Below are 22,865 nucleotides of genomic sequence, written 5' to 3' on the forward strand. Positions count from 1 at the left end.
TATTCATATTCATTGCTTTAGACAAACCAGTTCTGTGCGTAATTCTCATCGGGATTGACGAAGAGGCGGGCGCTGGAAGGGAGGGTAGCCAATATTTTCCCATCAGCCGAAATTTCGAAACGTACTTCATAACCTCGTTTCTCGAGCCCTTTCTTGGCTACTGCGATCTCGATGATCTTTTCGGCGGCCATCCGTTCGGGCCGGATCTCCTCTTCGTCGAAAAAGAGTTTGAGCTCCAATTCCTTGGGATTTTCGGCATCGAGGCGGAAATAGAAATATTCCCCATCGCTTCCCCAAAAGATCCGCTCCACGACGTCGGAGCTGTTTTGCATACTGCCGCCGCTGTGGCGCTCATCGATCATCCCGGCATCGACCCATTCGAAAAAGGAGGTAACTCTCCCGTCGATGACGGGCTGGATGGGGGCTTTGGGTTCGTTGACGATGTTGTGGATCGTGTGGGAACCGACGATGGGGCGGAGCAGGTCCCGGGGCGCGGGCAAGCCCATCAGCTCGTAGATGCTGATCAGATGATCGCGGTAGAGCCGGTCGAACTCCCGGGCGAATTCGGTGTAGTGCCCTTCGCCGTACCACCAGAACCAGTCGGAGGCTTCCGCCGCCAGGAAATGGGCGAGGATCTGCGGGTCCTTCTCTTTGCCCAGATGGCGCACATCCCGCCGGGTCTGGAAGAGCAATTCCCAGGCACGGTTTTTCTCTTCGTCGCCAATCCAGGTGCGGAAGGTCCCGTCGATCCAGGAACCGGGGGCCAGACGCTCGAGCTTTTTGGCGGGAAGCGCAGCCGCTTCGTCGCAGGTAAGCGGAGCGAACTCCTCGATCATCGCGTAGAACTTCTCGAGAAACTCCCGCCCGTTATTCGGATAATACTCCCAGGCGTTCTCCCCGTCGAGGATCACGAAGAGGGTCCCTTTTTTCTCCGCAAGCCGGCGTCGGAAATCCTCCACCGCCCGCTCGGCGGGGAGAGTGCGGTAGCTGAATCCGATCAGGTCACTGAGCTCGTGATCCCGGAAGAAGAGTTTGAGCCCCCGATAGTCATAGACGCGGTAGGGATCGCTACCGCCGCTTTTTTGCAAAATCGCCTGGTCAGTGGCGATCCACCGGATGCCGGCCTCTTGGAAGAGTTCGGCGCTTTGGGGGTCCACCGCCCCCTCCGCCGGCCACATTCCCACGGGATCGCTGCCGAAATGGCTGCGGTAAATCTCCTTCGCCTTTTGCAGATGGAGTTTTGCATCGGAGGCGAGGGAGAGGCCGTCGGGGGGCAGGGGGGTGGAGGGATCGGCCAGCTCGGCTGTGTGTATGTCGATGAGCAGCGGCAGGATGGGGTGGGAGTAGGGGGTGGTAGAGAGGGTGATCTGCCCCTTTTTGCGCAGTGAGTCGTAAAAGGGGAGGATCTCCGGCAGGAAATCGAAGAGGGCGTCGAGCAGTGCCTCTTTATCCTTCGCGTCAAAACGCTCCTGCGGCAGCAGTTTTTTGACGGTTGCATCCTTCTCCCGCAGCCAGGGGCCGCACCAGCTCAGCAGAAAACAGCACTCCAGGTTGACCAGCTCTTCGTCGCTGTACTCCTCCTGTGAGTAGAGGGCGTCGAAACTGGGCAGGGGTTTGACCATCGTTTCATACTGGGCCGATTTGCAAAGCTGCACCACGAAGTCGCGCTCATCGGCGGAGAGCCGGGCGGGATCTTTGAGCCAGAGGCTGAGGAAGCGGTCGCTTTGGGGGCCTTTGGCGATGTATGTGTCGAGCTGTTCGATCAGGATCGGAGTGAGGTTGAAGCTGGCCTTTGCTTTGGAGCGTGAAAGGAGCCAGGGCATGTCGTAGTAGTCCTTGATGGCGTGCAAAAAGACCCAGGGCATAATGAAACGCCCCGACTCATCCCGATAATCGGGCTGATGCATATGCCAGAGCAGGACGAGATTCACTCCTGCATCCATTGACGGATCAGCTCCCGGTACTTATCGTGGATCTTCATCCCCTCTTCTTGGTCTTGGGCCTGGATGTAGAGGTTGAGATCCTCACTGTATTGATCGGGGATCATCAGCACCCAGTCGTTCTCGGCTTCCCAGATCTTGACCCCGTCGAGGCTGGAGTGGCGCTTGCCCTTGGCGTATTCGAGGAATTTGCGCATCATTTTGCCCTTTTTGCTCTGGGGGCAGGGGATCTTGCAGCGCTGGTAGAAGAAGCTTTTGATCTCCTTTTCGATCTGCGAAAGGGCGATCCGGTGGCGGGAAAGGAGCTCCATAATTTTCAAGGTGGCGTAGATGGCGTCGCGATGGGAGGCGAACTCGGTGAAGGCGAAGTTGCCGTCGACAGTAGCCAGCAGATCGAATCGGGCATAGTCGTTGCGTTTGAAATCCTGGTAGCGTCCCCGGGCGATCTCGAGATGTCGGAAATCGCCGTCCATCATATCGGGAGCCCAACTGGGCAGGAAGACCCGGTACGTCTTGCCCGAAGCGGCGGCATCCATCTCCATCAGGCGCAGCACGGCGATGAGGGCATCGACCCGGTCGAAGACCCCTCCGTCGTCGGCGACCAGGGTCAGGCGCTGTCCATGCGGGTAGATGAGCGCTCCCATCTGGAACTCCAGGGCCGGGATGATCTTGGAGAGTTCCTGCTTCGACATCTTGATGTAATGGGAAATCATATCCATTTTGAGACGGTCGTAGTAGGCGTTGAGCAGGATGTTTTCGATCTGGGTCTCCGAAAGGATCTGAGGAAAGATATCTTTGGTGATGCCGAACATCAGGTCGATAGCGACCTTGAACTCTTCGCCCCGGATGATCCGGTGGTCGATCAGCTCTTCGATGCGCTCTTTGTAGCGGCGGCAGGCTTCGGTGTGGCGTTCCTCGCTATCGTCCAGGCTGCCCATCCCTTTGTAATCGACTTTGCGGAAGCTCTCTTTGAAATAGTTCTTCTCCAAAGATTTGGCGGTGGCATTGTCCAGGCGCAGCCCCTCTTCGTTGTAGAGGATGATCTCCACGCTAGAAGGATCCTGGAGGCTCTTGCGGAAATAGGCGCCCCCTACGAGCTTCTCATCGTGCTGAATGTTGAAGCGCAAAACGGAAGGGGGGATCTCCTGCAGGTCGAGGATGTTGACCCCCGTGGCCAGGATGCCTCCGTCGAAGGCCCGTTTGAGCATGCGGGAAGAATCCTCGAAATCCCGGCCGATGGCGATGGTGCTGCCCGTCGGCAGGAGCGAAGCGAAGGCTTCGGCGATCTTGCAGGACATTTCGCAGCCGATCTCGATGTTGGCCTTGCCGCTGATGATCCCTTCGCGGAAGATGGCGTTTTTGTATTTGGTGCCCCAGACGACGTTGTTGCTGACGATGGCGGCGGGCTCGATCTCCTTGTCGGGCCAGACGGTCACATCCTGGTCGAAGACGGCCAGTTTGCCCACCCGGCACCCCTCGGCCAGGATCACTCCGGCTTTGGCGGTGACCATATCGCCGATCCGGTTGTCGTTGCAAATGACGGCATTGTCGAAGAAACACTCTTTGCCCATCTCGATGTCGTGCCAGAGTACCGAATTGCGCAGGCGGGTCTTTTCGCCGATCGTGACTCGGTCGCCGATGGTGACATTGTGGAGGCGGCACTTTTTGCCGATCGTGACCCCATCGCCCAGGACGACGGTCTCCAGGATCTCCACGCTGGGATCGATCTCCACTTTACCCTGCAGATAGAGGGTCCCTTCGGGATAGTCGATGCGCTTGCCCGGAATTTCGAATTTCACTTCGTGGCTGAAGATATCCCGATGCACTTCCCGGTAACTGTCGGGGTTGCCCACATCCCGCCAGTACCCCTGGGCGGTGTAGCCCATCAGGTCGATCCCTTTTTGCATCAGCAGGGGAAAAAGATCTTTGGCGAAGTCGAAGGGCTCCCCCTTGGGGATGAAGTCGAGGATCTCGGGCTCGATGACGTAGATGCCGGTATTGATCGTATCGCTGAAGACCTCTCCCCAGCTCGGCTTTTCGAGGAATTTCTCGATCTTCCCCTCTTCGTTGACGATCACCACGCCGAATTGGAGCGGATTCTCCACGGAGGTGAGGGTGATGGTGAGTTTGCTTTGGCGCTGGCGGTGATGCTCCAAAATTTCTGCGAAGTTGAAATCGGTCACCAGATCCCCGCTGACGATCATAAAAGTCGTGTCGAGGTACTCCCTGGCGAAGCCCACGGCCCCGGCGGTGCCGTAATCGGCATCGGGGAGGACATAGTGGAGCTTCACACCCCAGTCGCTGCCGTCTTTGAAATGGTTCGTGATCACTTCAGGCTTGTAATAGAGAAGGATCACCACTTCGTCGATCCCGGCCCCCTTGAGTTGCTTGAGGACATTCTCCATCATCGGCACGTTCATCACCGGCAGCATCGGTTTGGGGATCGAGTGGGTGAGAGGTTGGATCCGCGTACCGAAACCCCCGGCCATTAGGACCGCTTTGGTTGCGCTCATCCTTGAACCTCCAGCAGAGAATTTTGGCTGCCGAAGGGCGAAGCGACCGCCGGAAGGCTCTCATCGACCCTCCAGACCCCATCGATCTCATAGCCAAACTCATAACGCCCCGGTTTGAGGCGTTTGGTTTTGCTGAATTCCCCACGCCCTTTGCGCTTCATCACTTCGGGCTTCCAATCGTTCCAGCTTCCTTTGAGCAAAACCTCTTGAACCGTATCGTCGAGCGCCAGGGTAAACACAGCGCTTTTTGGGGTGAGTTTGACCATGATAAACCTTTCCTTTTAGATTGAGATTAATGTTTTTCCCCCATTATACAAAATTGAGATAACAGCATGATAGCCGCTGATCAAATTTGTCGTTTACCTTTTTTGATACCATTTAAGCGGAACGACAGACAAGGAGATCGAACATGCCGGGACAAGATCCTTCGACCAATTTAGCCTTGCCCTCCCTTCCTCCGGAGTTGGAAGAGCTGGGCGAAATCGCTTTGAACCTCTGGTGGACTTGGAACCCTGCCGGGAAAAACCTCTTCCGCCTCATCAACCCCTATTTATGGAAAGAGTCGGGCCACAATCCGATTCAATTGCTCAAAACCCTTTCAGCGCAAGAGCTCGAAGCTTTGACGAAGGAGGAGCGTTTTATGCGGGAATACCGCTATGTCAGAGCGCTCTTCCGTGAATATATGAACGATAAAACTATCTACAGTGAAGAAGAGCCTCTGCCCATCGCCTACTTCTGCGCCGAATTCGGTCTGCACCATTCGGTCCCCATCTATTCGGGGGGTCTGGGCTTTCTCGCCGGGGATATCCTCAAAGAGGCCAGCGATATGGGCTTGCCGATGGTGGGGGTGGGCTTTATGTACCCCGAGGGGTATGTGCGCCAGGTGATGAGCCCCGACGGTTGGCAGCAGGGGGCCAGCGAAACCATCGACAAGGATACTGCCCCCATCGAGCGGGTTTTGGACGAAAAGGGCGATCACCTCGTCTTTCAAGTCCCCTTCATCGATCCGCCGGTCTATGCCTCGCTCTGGAAGCTCAATGTCGGCCGGGTCTCCCTCTATCTGCTCGATACCGATATCGAACAGAACGACCCCTGGGACCGGCAGATCTCTTCCCATCTCTACACCCCCGATATGAATCAGCGCCTCCGGCAGGAGATCGTCCTGGGGATCGGCGGCTACCGGGCCCTGGAGATCCTGGGGATCAAATATTCGATCCTCCATCTCAATGAAGGGCATCCCGCTTTCGCCCTCTTCGAGCGGATCCGCTCTATGATCGAAGAGAAAAAACTCTCTTTGGATGAAGCCATCGAGCGGGTCAGGGCCAGCTCCGTCTTTACCACCCATACCCCCCTGCAGGCGGCGACCGATGTCTACAATTTCGACATGATGAGCCATTATTTCGGTGACTACTGGAAGCGGCTGGGGATGGACAAGGAGCGTTTTATGAGCTTCGGCCTGAATCCCGACGCTCCCAATGCCGGCTTCAATATGACGGTCTTGGGGCTCAAGCTCTGCAACCAACGTAACGCGGTCAGCCAAAAGCACGCCGAGGTGACCCGGCAGATCTGGAAGAACGTGCTTGCCCAGGATGAGCCCGGCAGCCCGCCGATTGTGGGGATCACCAACGGAGTGCATCTGCCTACCTGGCTGGGGGATGAGCTGCGTGACAGGCTCGACGAACTCCTGGGGGAGCGTTGGCTTCAGCTCCAGGAGGATCCCGACCTCTGGTCCCGTGTGGATGAGTTGGAGGATGAAGAGATTTGGCAGCTGCACTACACTTACAAGGTGCGGATGGTCAACTTCATCCGGGAACGGGTCCGGCGCAAATGGTCGGATGAGGGGATCGACCCCATCGTCGCCATGGCCGAAGGGGTGATGCTCGACCCCGATGTGCTCACCATCGGCTTTGCCCGGCGTATGACCGCCTACAAACGCCCCGATCTGATCCTGCACGATCTCGACCGTCTGGAGAAGATCGTCAACAATTACGCCCGTCCCGTTCAGATCATCTTCGCGGGTAAAGCCCATCCCGCCGATCAGACGGGTAAGCAGATCCTCCAGCGGATCTTCAAAACGGCCCAGGATCGGCGTTTCCGCGGGCGGATCGCTTTTGTGGAGGATTACGGGGAAGGGACGGCCAAATACCTGGTGCGCGGCTGTGACGTCTGGCTCAACAATCCCCAGATCCCGATGGAGGCCTGCGGTACCAGCGGGATGAAGGCGGCGATCAACGGCACGCTCCACTGCTCGACTCTGGACGGCTGGTGGCCCGAAGGATACAACGGCAAAAACGGCTGGGCCTTCGGCGGAGAGATTTCGGATGACGCCAAAGATGCCGCCGCCCTCTACGATCTGCTGGAGAAGGAGATCGTCCCCCTCTACTACACCTTGGATGAGCACAAACGCCCGGCCGGGTGGATCGCCAAAATGCGCGAATCGATCCGCTCCGTCTCGCCACGTTTCGGAAGCCGTCGAATGATGAAAGAGTATCTGGAGAAGTTCTATCTACCTGTTTCACAAAGGAGCCGATCATGGGAAAACTGATCCTGCTGCGTCACGGACAGAGTGTCTACAATCTTCAAAATATCTTCACCGGCTGGACCGATGTGGCGTTGAGCGAAAAGGGGATCGCCGAAGCCCAAAAGGCGGGGCAGATCCTCAAAGCCCACAATCTCCTGCCCGATCTCTGCTTCACCTCCTGGCTCAAACGGGCGATCCATACCGCCCAGCTGGCCCTCAGAGAACTGGATTGGGAGCAGATCGACTGCATCAAATCCTGGAAGCTCAACGAGCGTCACTACGGCGCCTGGCAGCAACGCAACAAGGACGAGGTGAAAGAGGAGGTGGGCGAAGAGAGATTCATCGCCATCCGCCGTGGCTACGATACGCCTCCGCCGCCACTGCCCGACGGTGATCCACGACTGCCGGAAAATGACCCTAAATTCCGCCTGATCGATCCGTCACATCTGCCCCGCAGCGAATCCCTCAAGGATACCCGCCGCCGGACGCTTAACTACTTTTACGAAGCGATCGCTCCCCAGTTGGCACGGGACAAAACCGTCCTGGTCAGCGCCCACGGCAATTCCCTGAGGGCGCTGACGATGGCGATCGAACAGCTGAGCCCGGAAGAGATCGTCAAAGTGGAGATTCCCACGGGCCAGCCGATCCTCTACCGCTTCGACGAGACCCTGGAGATGCTGGAGAAAAAGGTGCTCTCTTGACAGTCTGCCTGCTGAGAGTTACCATAATAGAATGAAGAAAGAAGGAGAAAGTATGGGAAAATATACCGATAAACTGGAAGAGATCAAACGGCTCATTGGCGATCTCCAGCAGGAAGCCCCCGAGGCGATGAAGGCTTTTCATGAATTCATGGGAGCTGTGGAGAAGCCCGGGGCGATGGACAGCAAATCCAAAGAACTGGTCAACGTGGGGCTGGCGGTCGCGGCCCAGTGCGAGTGGTGTATCGCTTTGCATGTCAAAGGGGCGCTGGATGCGGGCGCTACCCGGGCGGAGATCATCGATGCCGGGATGCAGGCGGTGCTGATGCACGGCGGTCCGGCGCTGATGTACATGACGCCGCTGACCCAGTCGTTGGATGAATTTGGAGCGAAGTGATGCCAGTAGTAGCTGATATTTTTGCATTTCTTAGAAAGGATGATTCATGGATAAATTGACAGCGGAAGAGATCTTTTACACCATGGCGCTGGGGCGTCGCTTCGAATATGCCGCCAAAGAGCACTATATGACCGGGGAAATCTCGGGCTTTCTGCATTTGGATATCGGGCAGGAGGCTTTGAGCGTGGCGGCGATGAAAGCCTTCGACCACGGGGATGTCTTCACCACGTACCGGGAGCACATCATGGCCATCGCCCGGGGGATCGAGCCCAAGGCGGTGATGGCGGAGCTCTTCGGGAAAAAGACCGGTGTCAGCGAAGGGCGGGGCGGGTCGATGCACCTCTTCGACCCTTCCCACTTCTTCTACGGCGGGGATGCCATTGTCGGCGGGCATTTGCCCAACGCCGTGGGCTGTGCCTATGCCCGGAAATTCCAAAAGAGCGAGCACGGGGTGATGGCGGTCTTTGGCGACGGAGCGACCAATGGAGGCGCTTTTTTCGAATCCCTCAATATCGCCTCGGCCTGGAAACTCCCGATGCTCTTTCTTTGTGAAAACAACCGCTACGCCATCGGCACTGAGATTACCAGGGTGGCTCCCTTCCTTGAACAGGCGAAAAAGGCGGAACCCTATATGCCGGCCAAAGAAGTAGACGGTAACGACGCCCTGGCCGTCTACGAAGCGGTCAAGGAGGCCCAGGAATACATTCAAAAAGGCCATGGCCCCATCTTCATCGAAGCCTTCACCTACCGCTGGGAGGGCCACTCCATGAGCGACCCGGGCACCTACCGGAGCCAGGAGGAGATGGAGATCTGGAAACGCAAAGATCCCATCGAGCGGATGAAAAAGGTATTGAAGGAGCGTTATATGATGAGTGACGAGCAGATCGAAGCCCTGGAGAAGAAGGCGGAAGCAGAGGTGGATGCAGCTGTGAAGTTCGCAGCCGAAAGCCCAGAACCTGAAGTGGACGAGCTCTTCGACCACGTATTCGCCGAGGAGGTGCATCATGGCTGAAATGCTCTACAGAGAAGCCCTCAACCGGGCGATCGACGAATGTATGGCTGCCGACGAAAATGTCGTGATGCTGGGTGAGGATGTGGGCCTCTACGGCGGCAGCTACCGCGTCAGCGAAGGGCTGGTCTCCAAATACGGCGAAGCACGCCTCATCGACACTCCCATCGCCGAGCTGAGCATCGTGGGCAATGCCGTCGGTATGGCCATCGGCGGCCTGCGCCCCATCGCCGAGATCATGACCGCCAACTTCAGCCTTCTGGCCTTCGACCAGATTATCAACCATATGAGCAAATACCGCTACATGAGCGCGGGCAAACTGACCCTGCCGATGGTGGTGCGCTTCCCCCAGGGGGTGAGCAAGCAGCTGGCGGCCCAGCACAGTGAGAGCTACGAGCAGATGCTCAGCGCCGTGCCTGGGATGCACGTCTTCGCCGCGAGCGATCCCAACTACGCTTACCACGCCCTCAAAGCGGCCATTATGATGGATGATCCGGTGCTTTTCATCGAGCACGAGCTTCTCTACAACAAAAAGGGCGAAGTGGATCTCAATACCCCGGTCGATCCTTTCAAAGCCCGGATCGTCAAAGAGGGAAGCGATATCACCATTGTCAGCTACCTCAAAATGGTCGATGACGTGATGGCGGCGGTCCCGCAGATCGAGGAACAGCTGGGCAAGAGCTGCGAAGTGATCGACCTGCAATCCCTTAACCCAATGGATACCGAGACCATCAAGAACTCCGTCGAAAAGACGGGGCGCCTGGTGGTCGTGGAAGAGGATCACTACACCGGTGGCTACGGGGCCCAAGTGATCAGCCGGGTAGCGGAGAAATTTTTCTACACTCTCGACGCCGCGCCCCTGCGCATCGCCGGCAAGGACGTGCCGATCCCCTACAACCGCAAACTGGAACTGGCGTCGATCCCGACCCCCGACTCCATCACCAAAGCGATCGTCGCATGGGGGAAGAACAATGGCCTATGAGATCGTCATGCCCCAACTCTCCGACTCCATGACCGAGGGGAAGCTGATCAGCTGGAAGGTCAAGCCGGGAGACAAAGTCAAAGTAGGTGACACCATCGCCGAAGTCGAAAGCGACAAAGCAATCATGGAGGTTCAGACTTTTCACGACGGCATCGTCAGAGAGCTCAAGGTCAAAGAGGGGGAGAGCGCACCGGTCGGGAGTGTCATCGCAGTGATCGAAGAAACCTCTGACAATGAACAACAGAGGAATGAGCAACCGAGCAACCGAGCAACCGAGCAACCGGTGAAGACTGCGCCTTCAAATGAGGAATTAGGAACGAGGAATGAGGAACGGAATAACCGAGTAACCGAGCAACCGAGCAATGAGCAACCGATGAAGGCTGCGCCTTCAAATGAGGAATTAGGAATGAGGAATGAGGAATCGAAACCTTCGGTTTCGAGTGAGCAGTCAAAGGACGCGAAAGCATCCAAATCCAACGACCAACGACCAACGACCAACGACCGATCCTCTCAACGCTCAAAATCCATCGTCGACGAGCTCTTCAGCAACGAAACTCCAGTTTCTGAAAAAACGCCTCACTCCTCACTCCTCACTCCTCACTCGCGCGAAGCGATCGCTTCGCCGAGGGCCCGCGCCCTGGCCGCCCGCTACGGACTCGACCTCGAGAAGCTCCAGAAAAAAGGAGAGCTCCCCACTCCCGCCCATGCCGAGGATATCGAACGCTACCGTCAGCGCAAATACTTCACCCCCAAAGCCTGGAAACTCGTGGAAGAGTATCAGCTCGACCCGGCACTTTTCGACAGCGGGAAGAAACATAACGAAGAGGAGATCAAAGCTTACATCGAAGCGCACGAGATCCCCAGGCCCAAGCCTCTGAGTTCCAACCAGAAGGCGGTCATCGCTACGGTGGAGCAGGCAGCGAAAACACCGGTCTATCATATCTACGACCATATCGACGCTTCGCTCATCCTTCAGCACGAGAGCGATGAGCTCACCGTCACCGTCTGGCTTCTCAAGCTTCTGAGCGAAACGATGATGCGCCACGAAGTCCTGCGCTCGACCCTCGGTCCCCAGGGGATCCAGATCTGGCCCAACGCCTCCATCTCCCTGGCCATAGCCAAAGGGGAAGAGCTCTATATGCCGGTCCTGAAAGATTTGAACAAAATGAGCCCCAAAGAGATCACCGACGCGCTCAAGGCGATGAAAGAGAAGGTCAAAGAGAGAAGGCTGAGCCCCCAGGATATGCGCGGCTCCACCTTCGGTCTGAGCAACCTGGGGATGACCGGGATCGAACGTTTCGATGCGATGATCAATGGAACCGACAGCGGTATTGCCGCCATAGGCAGCACCATCGACGGCAAGATCGCCGTCACCTTCACCCTCGATCACAGATTGGTCAATGGTTTGCAGGGTGCCCAGGCGATGGAGACGCTTAAGACTTTGGCGAAGGATGAGATGATTTTTAAAGGCTGAAATGATGAAAAGTTCATTTTTCGTGATGGGTGTTTTGGAAACGATTTATTTGCATATATTTCCAGGTCTGGCAAACTCGATTAGAGAGTGGATGAAGGCTGGGGATGAAGAATTTGTCGAAGAGATAAATTGGTAATCCCGATCTATATATAAAAGGAGGAGTCATCATGTCCACAATCAAACGAAAAGCCGACGAAAACACCCGTGCCTATCTCATTGGAAGCGGCATCGCCAACTTGGCTGCCGCATATTATCTGATCGAAGATGCCGGAGTCGATCCGCAAAACATTGTCTTCTATGAGCAGTGGGATGTCGCCGGTGGCGCCCTTGACGGTTCGGGAGACGACAAAAGAGGCTTTTTGATCCGAGGTGGACGAATGCACGAAGAGCATTATCGTTGCTATTGGGATCTGCTCTCTCACATTCCCTCTTACGATGATCCCGAGCTGAGCGTCTACGAAGAGACGGTAGATTTCAACAGCCGCTATGTCACCGACAACCACGCCCGACTTCTCAGAAACGGAAAACGGGTCGATCTGAGCAGTTATGGTCTGAGTGTGAAGGATCAGCTGGATATGGGCAAGCTCCTCTTCACCCCGGAAAGCAAGTTGGATAATCTGCGCATCGAGGATTGGTTCAGCGGCGACTTCTTTCATAGCAATTTCTGGATGATCTTTACCACTATGTTCGCTTTCCAGAAGTGGAGTTCCCTGATGGAGATGCGGCGCTATATGCTGCGCTTTATGCATCTGATGCCCGGCATGAAATATCTGCATGGTATCTGGCGGACCAAGTACAATCAATACCATTCCGTTGTCGTTCCACTCCAGCGCTGGCTGAGCGACAGGGGCGTGCGTTTCGAGCTTGAAAGCCGTGTCACGGATATCGAGTTCGATCTCAACGAGGGTAAAAAACGTGCAACAACCCTACAGATCGTCAGGAACGGAAGCGAAGAGGCAAAGGTCGAACTGGGAGAGAAAGATTTCTGCTTTTTCATCAACGGTTCCATCGTCGACGCTGCGGACGAGGGTGATCTTCATGCCCCGGCACGACTCAAAGGGGTAGAGGATTCGGGCTCCTGGACGCTGTGGAAAAAGATCGCTGCCAAAGCACCTGATTTCGGAAATCCCGATGTATTCTGCGGCGATATCGACCGCTCCAAATGGTACTCCTTTACCGTGACACTGCGGGACAGGACTTTCCATGACTATATGGAGGATTTCACCGGCAATCTGGACGGCACGGGAGGGCTGATCACGATGACCGACTCCAACTGGCTTATGTCCATCGTCATCGCGCGGCAGCCTCATTTCCCCAATCAACCCAGTGATGTCAAAATCTTTTGGGGATACGGTCTCTACCCCGACCACATCGGCAATAAAGTCAAAAAACCAATGAGCGAATGTACCGGAGAAGAGCTTTTGGAAGAGCTCTGGTATCACCTGAAGATCGAAGAGATGATGGAACCGATCATGCATTCGAACAAGCTTATCAACTGTATCCCTGTTGCTATGCCCTTTATCGACAGCCTCTTTATGCCGAGAGCCAAAGGAGATCGTCCCAAAGTGATTCCTGACGGGAGTGAGAATTTTGCCTTCCTGGGGCAATTTACCGAGGTAGAAGATGATTGTGTCTTCACGGTAGAGTATTCGGTCCGTACGGCCCAGGAGGCGGTCTACGGACTTTTTGACTGTGGGAAAAAGCCTCTGCCGATCTATGTCGGAGCCCACAATCCCATCGCTATGATGAAAGCAGCGGCAGCCATCTCGGAATAAAATATAGAGTAAGAGTGAAGGAGTAAATATGAACTATGACTACGACATCGTCTTTCTAGGCGGAGGGCTCAACTACGCCGGGGCCGTCGTTGCTTCCAAGGCCGGCCTCAAATGTGCCCTGGTGGAGAAGAATCCTGAGCATCTGGGTGGTACCTGCCTGCACAACGGTTGCATCCCTTCCAAAATGTATCTGGAAGCGGCTAGGGAGATCGGCGGTGCCGACAAACCCTGGTTCGAAGGAGCGTTGCATCTCGATATTGCCAAATTGGACGATGCCAAAGAGAGGCTGCTGAAGCGGGCCACAGAAGCGATCACGAAACAGTGCGCCAAAGTCGATATCATTGCCGGAGAGGGGAAGGTGAGCGCGCCTCATACCGTGGAAGTGGAGGGCAAAATGCTCACAGGACGACATATCGTCATCGGCACCGGTTCGCGCCCCTTCATCCCCGAGGGGATCGACTATGACGGAATAGGGGTCATCACCAGCGATGAAGTGCTCAATATGCGCTCCCTTCCCGAGAAGGTCGCTGTTTATGGCGACGGGGCTATCGGCCTGGAGATGGCGAGCTTCTTCGCCGCCGCCGGTGTGCCCACCGAGCTGATCTGGCGCCACGATACCCTGCTGCGTCGGGCCCATCCGATGATATCGGCCAATGCTTTGAAACAGATGCAGAATCTGGGGGTCACACTCCGCCCAAACAGTGAGATCGCCACGGCCAAAACGACGAGGCGGGGTGTGCACATTACCTTCAAAGACGGCAGTGAGCATTATGTCCCCACCCTGTTAGTAGCGACCGGGCGCCATGCTGTCACCGACCCGGTGCAAACTCCCGAGATCGCCGTCGGGCGCAAGGGGATCGAAACCGATGAACACTTCGAAACGACCCTGGCCGATCACTACGCCATCGGCGACTGCAATGGCAAGCTCCAGCTGGCCCACGCCGCCCGGGCCGAAGTCCTCTATGTGGTGAAGCGCATTCTGGGCAAAGAACCTGAGCCGATCCGTCTGGAGCGAATCGTCAAATTCATCCATACCCTCCCGTGCTCCTACGCCCTGGTAGACAAGATCCGGAGCGACTTTGAAAAGACGGGAGAGAAATACACCGAAAGCATCGTGCCTCTTGCAGGGCTGCCTTTCGCCGAGACCCACGACGGTCATTTGGGAGTGATGGCGGTCTATGCCGACGAGGAGGGCTTCATCGCCGGAGGGGAGATCTTTGCCCCCAACGCCGAGGAACTCATCGCCGTGGTCAGCATGGCGCTGGCCGGTGAGTTGGATATCACCACCGCCAAGCGTACCATCCTGGCCCATCCCACTTTCAGCGAATCGTTGGAGAAAGCCTTTTTACGGCTGTGATATAATTTTTCTATGACGAAAAAAGAGATTTTGGATTTTCTGCAAAGCCATAAATATATTTTGAAAAAGCGCTATGGTGTTTTACGAATAGGGCTTTTCGGCTCCTATGCCAAGGAGATGGCAACACCAGAAAGTGACATTGATATCTATGTCGAGTTCGAGGAACGGAAATTTCGTAAAATTGCCGGAACCTGGAATTATCTGGAAAAAAACCTTGGAGGCAAAATCGATCTGCTTTACCCTCATCCCGAGATGCGGCCATCTCTGAAAAAAAGTATCGAAAAAGAAGTTATCTATGGATAAGACCGATACAAAGGAGCTTCTTGATTTCATTCTCTTCAGCATCGATGTGATTCAAAAACGTTTCACCCATATCAGCAGTACGGATGATTTCCTCACCGATGAAATAAGGACTGGAAATTCTCGACTCCATATTGATGCGTCTTCAAACGATCGGAGAAGCTTTGAAAAATATTGATAAACGGAAACCGGGTTTTCTTGAAAAGGTGGGAGACGAAGAGTATTGGAGTGAAATCATCAAACTCCGTGAAATCATTTCCCATCATAACCTCGATATCAATTCCGAAATCGTTTATGAGATTTGCAGCGAAGAGCTGATTCCTCTGCGTGAGAAAATCGAAACGCTCAAGCAATTAATGAAATGATCCTCCACCACTGGGGCCTCATCGAATATGAAGAGGCAAGAAAGCAGATGGATGAAGTCCACGCTCTGGCCTGTCAGGACGGCAAAAATCATCTGATCTTTTGTCAGCATCCCGATATCTTCACCGTCGGCTATGATGATCAGGGCTCCTGGCCTGTACCTACAGTTCACACCGACCGGGGTGGTTCGATCACGTGCCACAGCCCGGGGCAGCTCGTGGCTTATTTCTGCTTTCAGGCTTCCAATCCGGCGCTCTTCTACCGCCGGGTGATTCGAGCCTACGAAGCCCTGTTTGAGCAGCTCAATCTCCCTGCACATTATGACCGGCAAAACCCCGGTTTCTACATCGAAAACCGAAAGATCGCCTCTCTGGGCTTTCGCTATCGAAACGGGGTAAGCCTTCACGGCGTTGCCCTCAATGTGGATATAAATCTGGTCTTTCATAGCCAGGTCAACCCCTGCGGGCTGGAGGGGATCATACCCACATCCCTGAAAGCGGAAGGATCCGGTATCGGCATCGAACAACTTGAACAATCCCTGATACGGCATCTCTGTGAGGCTTTCGATGAAGCCCTATAAACCCAAGGTCAAAGCCCCCGACCCCCATCTCATTGCCTCGACCAACGAGATCCTCCGCCAAAATGCGCTTACGACTGTCTGCGAAGAGAGTGCCTGTCCGAACCGTACCGAGTGTTACCACCGCGGCACGGCGACCTTTATGATCCTCGGGGATACCTGTACCCGGGCGTGCCGATTCTGCAACGTAAAGACGGGGAGGGGAGCGCCGCCTGATCCGAGCGAGCCGGAGCGGGTGGCTCGGGCGGTGAAGGAGCTGGGGCTAAAGTATGTGGTGATTACTTCAGTGGATCGGGACGATCTGGACGACTATGGCAGCGCTCAATTCGCCGCCGTGGTCCGCTCGATCCGAAAGGCGGCACCGGAGGCGAAGATCGAACTGCTCACCCCCGATTTTCGGGGGAACAGGGAAGCGCTGGACCGGGTCATCGCCGCCGCCCCCGACAAGCTGGCCCACAACGAAGAGACGGTGCGGCGCCTCTCGCCCCTCATCCGCCCTCAGAGCGACTACGACCGCTCTTTGACAGTTTTACGTTATTACGCCGATCATTTTGTCGGCCCGGTCAAAAGCTCATTGATGGTGGGGCTGGGGGAGACGGAAACCGAGCTCATCGAGACGATGGAAGAGCTATACAATGCCGGGGTGCGGCAGCTCACCATCGGCCAATATTTGCAACCCACGCCGAAACACGCACCGGTGTGTCGTTATTACCCTCCGGAGTACTTCGAAAGCCTCGGGGAAGCGGCACGGGGTATCGGTTTCGAAGCGGTGGCATCAGGCGTGCTGGTTCGCAGCTCTTACTATGCCGATCGGTTATAAAAGGGTTGAACAGCTTTGCTATAATGACTAATGAAATAATGTTTAAAGGAGTTAAAAATGAAAAAGAGTCTTACTTTGGCAGCGACAGCACTTTTGGCACTCGGATTGAGCGGATGTGCCAATCTCTATAATATGGCTCCAACCGTTCCCGCAACTGCTACCCAACAAGCCTATACGGCAAAAACAGGTACCGTGAAATCGGTCCGTTATGTTGTGGTCGAAGATCAAAGTCCGGTCGGAACTCTGCTCGGAGCCGTGACCGGCGCAGCACTGGGCAGCACTATAGGTAGAGGTAAAGGCCGCACCCTGGCTGCCGTGGCAGGAGGAGTAGCCGGAGCCTATGTCGGCAAAGAAATGATAGACAAAGCCAATGCCCAGGAGCTTACCATTCATTTGGATAATGGGCGCACCATCGTCGTGGTCCGCAAGGGAACCAACTTCTATCCCGGTGAGCGGGTCAAAGTCCTCTACAACGGCAACAGTGTCGGCAACGTCGAGCCCCTTTGATTCGGCTTTCGAAGGTGTGAAAGGGCTTTTGGCCTGAGAAGTTTTCAAAATACCTAAAGGACGTTTTATGCCACATCCTCTTGCCGGGCAGCCGGTTCCTCCCGGGGATCTTGTCGATATTCCCCGGTTGATCAGCGACTACTATACCCTCCATCCCGATCCCACGATTCCTGAAGAGCGTATCAGCTTCGGCACTTCCGGTCATCGCGGGAGCGCTCTGAAGCGCAGTTTCAACGAAGACCACATCCTCGCCGTCACCCAGGCGGTCTGTGATTACCGCAAAGAGCAAAAGATCGACGGGCCCCTTTTCTTGGGGCGGGATACCCATGCCCTCTCTCTCCCCGCCTTTCGCACGGCACTGGAAGTTTTGGCGGCCAACGATGTGGAAGTTCACATCGCCGGAGAGGAGGAGTATACCCCCACACCCCTCGTCTCCCGGGCGATCCTTCAGCACGAAGAGACGCAGGGACAGAAGGCCGACGGAATCGTCATCACGCCCTCCCACAATCCACCCGAAGACGGCGGTTTCAAATACAACGGCCCCGACGGCGGGCCGGCCGACACCCACATCACCGCCTGGATCGAAGAGCGGGCCAACGACTATCTGAGCCGGAAGCTCGAAGGGGTCCGACGTCTCGATTTCGAGGAGGTATTGGCCTCGGAGAGTGTCGCGGTCTACGATTTCGTCGGCGAATATGTCAAGCGCCTGGGCGAAATCGTGGATATGGAGGCGATCAAAAAAGCGGGCATCCGCATCGGCGCCGATCCCCTTGGAGGGAGCGCCCTGCCGGTTTATCAGGCAATCCGGGATTACTGGGGGATCGATCTGACCCTGCTCAATCCGCGGGTCGATCCCACCTTCTCCTTTATGCGTCTGGACCACGACGGCAGAATACGGATGGATTGCTCCTCTCCCTGGGTGATGAAGGGGTTGGAGGAGCACAAGGGAGAGTACGACCTGATCGTCGCCAACGATACCGACGCCGACCGCCACGGGATCGTCACCCGCAGCGGAGGGTTGATGAACCCCAACCACTATCTCAGCGTGGCGGTGGGCTATCTCAGTGAATACCGCGGCTGGGAGCCCGAGAAAATGATCGGCAAAACCCTGGTCTCCAGCTCTATGATCGACCGGGTGGCCGAGAGCTTCGGGCGAAAAGTCTACGAAGTGCCCGTGGGCTTCAAATGGTTCGTGCCGGGCCTGATCTCGGGAGAGCTCTGTTACGGAGGCGAGGAGAGCGCCGGAGCCAGTTTCCTCCGCTACGACGGTCGTGCCTGGTCTACCGACAAGGATGGGCTCATTATGACGATGTTGGCGGCGGAGATTATGGCGGTAACGGGCAAGGACCCCGCGGAGATTTATAGGGAATACGAGAAGCGTTTCGGCAGAGCCTACTATCGGCGCATCGATGCTCCGGCGGACCGGGAACTCAAAGCCAGGCTCAAGGCTCTCGATCCCAAAGATATCACCGACAAAGAGTTGGCCGGCGAAGCGATCGAAGCGATCTATACCCGGGCACCGGGCAACGACGCCCCCATCGGCGGCCTCAAGATCGTCACGGCCCACGGCTGGGTGGCGATGCGCCCCTCCGGTACGGAAGAGATCTACAAGATCTATGCCGAGAGTTTCCTGAGTGAAGAGCATCTGGAGCGTTTGCTGGCCGAGGCCCAGTCGATCGTCGACAGACTCAAAGATTGAAAAGGAGCGAAGATGATCGACTATACCATCGACTGGATGCCCGAAAACGGAGCAGAGCTCGAAGCGAATATGAACGAAGCCTTCGAAAAGATCGTCGAGGAGCGGGAGCGGGGGATCAGCGGTTACTACTTCCTGCCCCAGGATTCGCGGATGATCGTCGAAGAGGTGGAAGCGACGCTCCTGCCGACTCAGACCGTTCAGGAGGCGGATACGGTGGTAGTGATTGGTATCGGCGGTTCCTCCCTGGGAGCCAAAGCCCTTGACGGCGTGCTGCGCTCCATCACTCCCGAGGCGAAGCGGATGGTCTTTTTGGAAAATCCCGATCCGGTAGAGGTCTCGGAAAAACTCGAGAGTATCGATCCGGACAAGAGCCTCTTTTGCATCATTTCCAAATCGGGCGGGACCATCGAGACGACAACCCTCTACAAGATCGTCCTGGATCGCTTCGGGCTCCGTCCGGAAAGTGAGCACAAAGAGCGGCTCTTCGTCATTACCGACGAGGGTTCGATCCTTCACCGATACGCCGAGGAGCACGGGATCAAGAGTTACTTCATCCCCCACAATGTCGGCGGGCGCTTTTCGGTGCTCAGTGCTGTGGGGATGGTCCCGCTGACCTTGGCGGGCTACAAGACTTGCGATATCCTCAAAGGAGCCCAGCAGATAGTGAAAGCCTTTTTCGACCGCCAGGCCGACCATATCCTGCAAAAAGGGGTCTTCTACGCCGGGCACTGGCAGGATTATCCTATGAACGTCCTCTTCGCCTACGGGTCCTTTCTGGAGGATTTCGCCAAATGGTATGTGCAGCTCTGGGGAGAATCCCTGGGCAAAATCGATGCCCAGGGAGAGAGGGTAGGGCTCACACCTCTGGGCCATATCGGCTCGGTCGACCAGCACAGCTTCCTGCAGCTGATTATGGAGGGCCCCCGGGACAAAACGGTCACCTTCCTGAAGGTCGAGCATTTTCCCACCGAGATCACCATCCCGGATATCAGCCTGAAACATATCGAAAAGAACGACTACATCAACGGCCACAGTCTGGGAGAACTTCTCGACGGAGAGTGCGAAGCGACCTGGGAGAGTATCCGCAGCCAGGGAGTGCCGACCGACGGCATCGTCCTGGATCGCATCAGCGAGGAGAATCTGGGAGAGCTGATCCTCTACTACGAGCTCTTGACCTCAGTGGCCGGAGCGACGCTCGGGATCGATACTTATAATCAACCCGGCGTGGAGCTGGGCAAAAAAATTCTCGTCAAAAAATTTCACTAAAAGGTCTATAAGACACGATGAAAGCACAAGAGCTCTTTCCCTATACATTTGATGAAGCCTTCAAACGCCCTGTCGCCTATTTCTCGATGGAGTTCGCCATCGACCAGGCTCTCAAAACCTATTCGGGCGGGCTCGGATTTTTGGCAGGTTCGCATATGCGCAGCGTCAATGACCGGCGGCAAAACACCATCGGCGTCGGCATTCTCTGGAGCTACGGCTACTACGATCAGGGGCGACACGAAGACAATACACTCAAGGTCGAATACCGGCGCAAGTTCTACTATTTTCTCAAAGAAACCGGCATTACCGTGGAGGTGGAGATCAACGGCAAGCCGGTATTCGTCAAAGCCTATCTCCTGCCGGCGGAGACCTTCGAATCGGCACCGGTGATCCTGCTCAGCACCGATATTTTCGAAAACGATCACCTCTCCAGAACCATTACCCACAAACTCTACGACGCCAACGAAGAGACCCGGGTCGCCCAAGAGATCGTCCTGGGGATCGGCGGGACCCGGGTGCTCAAGGCTTTGGGGCTCGATATCGACATTTATCATCTCAACGAGGGGCATGCCCTGCCGCTGGCTTTTGAGCTCATGAAGGAGTATCCCGAACTCGAAGAGCTCAAGAAACACATCGTCTTCACCACCCATACCCCCGAAATGGCGGGGAACGAAACCCACGATGCCCACTTCCTGGAACGGATGGGCTTCTTCAACGGTTTCTCTCTGGACGAAGTGCGTGAAAAGCTCGATTACCACGATGCGGATTTCTCCCTCACCGTCGGAGCACTCAAAGTTTCCAAACGGGCCAACGCCGTCTCCAAGATCCACGAGAAAGTGGCCAACGAGATGTGGAAGAATGTGCCCGGACGCTGCGAAATCATCAGCATCACCAATGCCCAGAATATGCGCTACTGGTCCGACAAACAATTGATGAGCTGGATGCTCGAGCACGAAGACTATCAGCTGGTGGGGCGCAAAAAACACCTCAAACACCAACTCTTCGAAGAGGTGGCCGATCAGACCGGCAAGCTTTTCGATCCCGACGTGCTGACCCTGGTCTGGGCGCGGCGTTTCGCCGAGTACAAACGCCCCAAGCTCCTGATCCGGGATATGGAGCGTTTCAAGGCGCTGATCCACAACAGCGAATACCCCATCCAGATCATCTGGGCGGGCAAACCCTATCCCCTGGATCAACAAGCGATCAACGAATTCAACGACCTGGTCCGGATGAGCCGGGAATTCAAAAACGTCGCCGTGCTCACCGGGTATGAACTGCGCCTCTCCAAACTCTTGAAACAGGGTTCGGACGTCTGGCTCAATACCCCCAGATGGGGCAGGGAAGCCAGCGGCACCAGCGGAATGAGTGCCGGGATCAACGCTTCGGTGCATTTCTCCATCGACGACGGGTGGCATGCCGAGTTCGGCAAAGACGGGGTCAACTCCTTTACGATCCCCCACGCCGATCCCTCCCTCCCCGTCGAAGAGATCGATCGCATCGACTATGAGCGGATGATGGAGAAACTCGAAAAAGTGATCCTGCCCACCTATTACGATCAGCCCGACAAATGGCTCGAGATCGTCAAAAACGGAATGAACGACATCTACATCGGTTTCAACACCCAAAATATGGTAGAACGCTACTACAAAGAGCTCTATAATTACGAGCCCGAAACGGAAGGCTGAAAATGGCACTGGCGATAATGGGATCGGGGGGAGACGCCCCCGGAATGAATGCGGCGGTCAAGAAGTTCGTCGATTATCTTTACGACCGGGGGGAGACGCCCCATTTGATCTACGACGGCCTGGAAGGGCTCATCGACGGCAAGATCAAAAAGGCCGAGCACAAAGATGTGGCGGGGATTCTCCACCGGGGAGGGTGCGTCATCCGCTCCTCACGCTCGAAACGCTTCTATGATTACGAGTACCGCAAACAGGCTTACGAAAACCTGCAGAAGAACGGTATCGACGGATTGGTCGTCCTGGGGGGAGACGGCTCCTTCCGGGCTATGGATGTCTTCAGCAAGGAGTTTCCGGTCAATTTCGTCGGCATTCCCACGACCATCGACAACGATATCTACGGCACCGACTACTGCCTGGGGGTCGATACGGCTCTGAACACAATCCGTGATGCTCTCGACAAGATCTACGACACCGCTTCGACCTTCAACCGGGCCTTCGTCGTGGAGGTGATGGGCCGGGAGTGCGGCTATCTGGCGGTCATCTCTGCGATGGGATCGGGGGCCGAAGTCTGTGTGATCCCGGAAGTGGCTTTCAACCGTCCCGTGGCCGAAGCGCGCCTCAAAAGGGAGATCGCCAACGGCCGTAACTACATTCTGGCCATCGTTGCCGAGGGGACGAAGAAGACTCAGGAGATCGCCGAGTGGATCGAGAAAGATCTGGGATTCGAGACTCGCGTGACAGTACTCGGGCATATCCAGAGGGGAGGGGCCCCGAGCAGTTACGACCGCTTGATGGCTTTCGAATTTGCCGTTCGCGCAGTCGATCACCTACTGGAGAGTCAACGATCCAATAAAGTGGTGGTCTATCAAAACGGTCATTTCGATCTCCTGGAGATCGATACGGTCGTCAGTAACAAATATCAACTCAATCCCCGGCATTTGGCAATGCTGAATATATTGGATTGAGTTTTATTTAGCGTTAAGCG

Annotated in this window: 21 protein-coding genes; 18 read left to right on the top strand and 3 right to left on the bottom strand. The window is 55.8% G+C overall.

What is annotated here, in order from left to right:
• Positions 1 to 17 precede the first annotated feature (17 nt).
• The 3 genes from NITSA_RS05040 to NITSA_RS05050 are packed head-to-tail and all read right to left on the bottom strand — an operon-like array spanning position 18 to position 4,719.
• Complete coding sequence (locus NITSA_RS05040; RefSeq protein WP_148224943.1) at positions 18 to 1,931, bottom strand: glycoside hydrolase family 57 protein; 1,914 nt, start codon at positions 1,929 to 1,931, stop codon at positions 18 to 20.
• On the bottom strand, positions 1,928 to 4,453 hold the full coding sequence (locus tag NITSA_RS05045; RefSeq protein WP_013553944.1) for a sugar phosphate nucleotidyltransferase: 2,526 nt from the start codon (positions 4,451 to 4,453) through the stop codon (positions 1,928 to 1,930). Before NITSA_RS05045 ends, NITSA_RS05040 begins: the two co-directional genes overlap by 4 nt.
• The gene (locus NITSA_RS05050) at positions 4,450 to 4,719 is read right to left on the bottom strand and encodes a glycogen-binding domain-containing protein (RefSeq protein WP_013553945.1); all 270 of its coding nucleotides are present in this window, start codon (positions 4,717 to 4,719) and stop codon (positions 4,450 to 4,452) included. Before NITSA_RS05050 ends, NITSA_RS05045 begins: the two co-directional genes overlap by 4 nt.
• A gap of 143 nt (positions 4,720 to 4,862) precedes the next feature.
• Between NITSA_RS05050 and glgP (NITSA_RS05055) the strand changes: the two genes are divergently transcribed.
• The 18 genes from glgP (NITSA_RS05055) to NITSA_RS05135 all read left to right on the top strand — a co-directional run bounded on the left by glgP (NITSA_RS05055) (position 4,863) and on the right by NITSA_RS05135 (position 22,845).
• On the top strand, positions 4,863 to 6,998 hold the full coding sequence (gene glgP / locus NITSA_RS05055) for an alpha-glucan family phosphorylase (RefSeq protein WP_013553946.1): 2,136 nt from the start codon (positions 4,863 to 4,865) through the stop codon (positions 6,996 to 6,998).
• Positions 6,986 to 7,675, top strand: coding sequence for a 2,3-bisphosphoglycerate-dependent phosphoglycerate mutase (locus NITSA_RS05060; RefSeq protein WP_013553947.1), 690 nt, complete (start codon positions 6,986 to 6,988; stop codon positions 7,673 to 7,675). The genes glgP (NITSA_RS05055) and NITSA_RS05060 overlap by 13 nt, the downstream gene beginning before the upstream one ends.
• A gap of 52 nt (positions 7,676 to 7,727) precedes the next feature.
• Positions 7,728 to 8,069: a carboxymuconolactone decarboxylase family protein gene (locus NITSA_RS05065; protein ID WP_013553948.1), complete on the top strand. Its 342-nt coding sequence runs from the start codon at positions 7,728 to 7,730 to the stop codon at positions 8,067 to 8,069.
• 46 nt (positions 8,070 to 8,115) lie between these two features.
• Entirely contained in the window at positions 8,116 to 9,081 is a 966-nt protein-coding gene (locus tag NITSA_RS05070) for a thiamine pyrophosphate-dependent dehydrogenase E1 component subunit alpha (RefSeq protein ID WP_013553949.1), read from the top strand.
• Positions 9,074 to 10,060, top strand: a complete 987-nt coding sequence (locus NITSA_RS05075) for an alpha-ketoacid dehydrogenase subunit beta (protein ID WP_013553950.1) — start codon at positions 9,074 to 9,076, stop codon at positions 10,058 to 10,060. The genes NITSA_RS05070 and NITSA_RS05075 overlap by 8 nt, the downstream gene beginning before the upstream one ends.
• Positions 10,050 to 11,534 (top strand): 2-oxo acid dehydrogenase subunit E2, encoded by a 1,485-nt coding sequence (locus NITSA_RS05080; RefSeq protein ID WP_013553951.1) that lies wholly within the window; start codon positions 10,050 to 10,052, stop codon positions 11,532 to 11,534. Before NITSA_RS05075 ends, NITSA_RS05080 begins: the two co-directional genes overlap by 11 nt.
• A 167-nt stretch (positions 11,535 to 11,701) precedes the next feature.
• Positions 11,702 to 13,309: an oleate hydratase gene (locus NITSA_RS05085; protein WP_013553952.1), complete on the top strand. Its 1,608-nt coding sequence runs from the start codon at positions 11,702 to 11,704 to the stop codon at positions 13,307 to 13,309.
• 28 nt (positions 13,310 to 13,337) lie between these two features.
• Positions 13,338 to 14,666 (top strand): dihydrolipoyl dehydrogenase family protein, encoded by a 1,329-nt coding sequence (locus tag NITSA_RS05090; RefSeq protein WP_013553953.1) that lies wholly within the window; start codon positions 13,338 to 13,340, stop codon positions 14,664 to 14,666.
• A gap of 12 nt (positions 14,667 to 14,678) precedes the next feature.
• Positions 14,679 to 14,969, top strand: coding sequence for a nucleotidyltransferase family protein (locus NITSA_RS05095; protein WP_013553954.1), 291 nt, complete (start codon positions 14,679 to 14,681; stop codon positions 14,967 to 14,969).
• A complete protein-coding gene (locus tag NITSA_RS11610; protein ID WP_245526316.1) occupies positions 14,962 to 15,144 on the top strand; it encodes a hypothetical protein in 183 nt (60 codons plus the stop codon). The genes NITSA_RS05095 and NITSA_RS11610 overlap by 8 nt, the downstream gene beginning before the upstream one ends.
• Positions 15,131 to 15,331 (top strand): HepT-like ribonuclease domain-containing protein, encoded by a 201-nt coding sequence (locus tag NITSA_RS11615; RefSeq protein WP_245526317.1) that lies wholly within the window; start codon positions 15,131 to 15,133, stop codon positions 15,329 to 15,331. Before NITSA_RS11610 ends, NITSA_RS11615 begins: the two co-directional genes overlap by 14 nt.
• Positions 15,328 to 15,909, top strand: coding sequence for a lipoyl(octanoyl) transferase LipB (lipB, locus tag NITSA_RS05105; protein ID WP_013553955.1), 582 nt, complete (start codon positions 15,328 to 15,330; stop codon positions 15,907 to 15,909). The genes NITSA_RS11615 and lipB overlap by 4 nt, the downstream gene beginning before the upstream one ends.
• Positions 15,896 to 16,726, top strand: coding sequence for a lipoyl synthase (gene lipA / locus NITSA_RS05110; protein WP_013553956.1), 831 nt, complete (start codon positions 15,896 to 15,898; stop codon positions 16,724 to 16,726). Before lipB ends, lipA begins: the two co-directional genes overlap by 14 nt.
• Positions 16,727 to 16,783: 57 nt before the next feature.
• The gene (locus NITSA_RS05115; protein WP_013553957.1) at positions 16,784 to 17,233 is read left to right on the top strand and encodes an outer membrane lipoprotein; all 450 of its coding nucleotides are present in this window, start codon (positions 16,784 to 16,786) and stop codon (positions 17,231 to 17,233) included.
• A 67-nt stretch (positions 17,234 to 17,300) separates the two neighbouring features.
• A complete protein-coding gene (pgm, locus tag NITSA_RS05120) occupies positions 17,301 to 18,932 on the top strand; it encodes a phosphoglucomutase (alpha-D-glucose-1,6-bisphosphate-dependent) (RefSeq protein ID WP_013553958.1) in 1,632 nt (543 codons plus the stop codon).
• A gap of 12 nt (positions 18,933 to 18,944) precedes the next feature.
• Entirely contained in the window at positions 18,945 to 20,198 is a 1,254-nt protein-coding gene (locus tag NITSA_RS05125) for a glucose-6-phosphate isomerase (protein WP_013553959.1), read from the top strand.
• Between the two features lie 17 nt (positions 20,199 to 20,215).
• On the top strand, positions 20,216 to 21,883 hold the full coding sequence (gene glgP, locus NITSA_RS05130; protein WP_013553960.1) for an alpha-glucan family phosphorylase: 1,668 nt from the start codon (positions 20,216 to 20,218) through the stop codon (positions 21,881 to 21,883).
• 2 nt (positions 21,884 to 21,885) lie between these two features.
• Positions 21,886 to 22,845, top strand: coding sequence for a 6-phosphofructokinase (locus tag NITSA_RS05135; RefSeq protein WP_013553961.1), 960 nt, complete (start codon positions 21,886 to 21,888; stop codon positions 22,843 to 22,845).
• Positions 22,846 to 22,865: the final 20 nt, after the last annotated feature.

The organism is Nitratifractor salsuginis DSM 16511 (assembly GCF_000186245.1).
In the GTDB taxonomy this organism is placed as follows: Bacteria; Campylobacterota; Campylobacteria; order Campylobacterales; family Sulfurovaceae; genus Nitratifractor; species Nitratifractor salsuginis.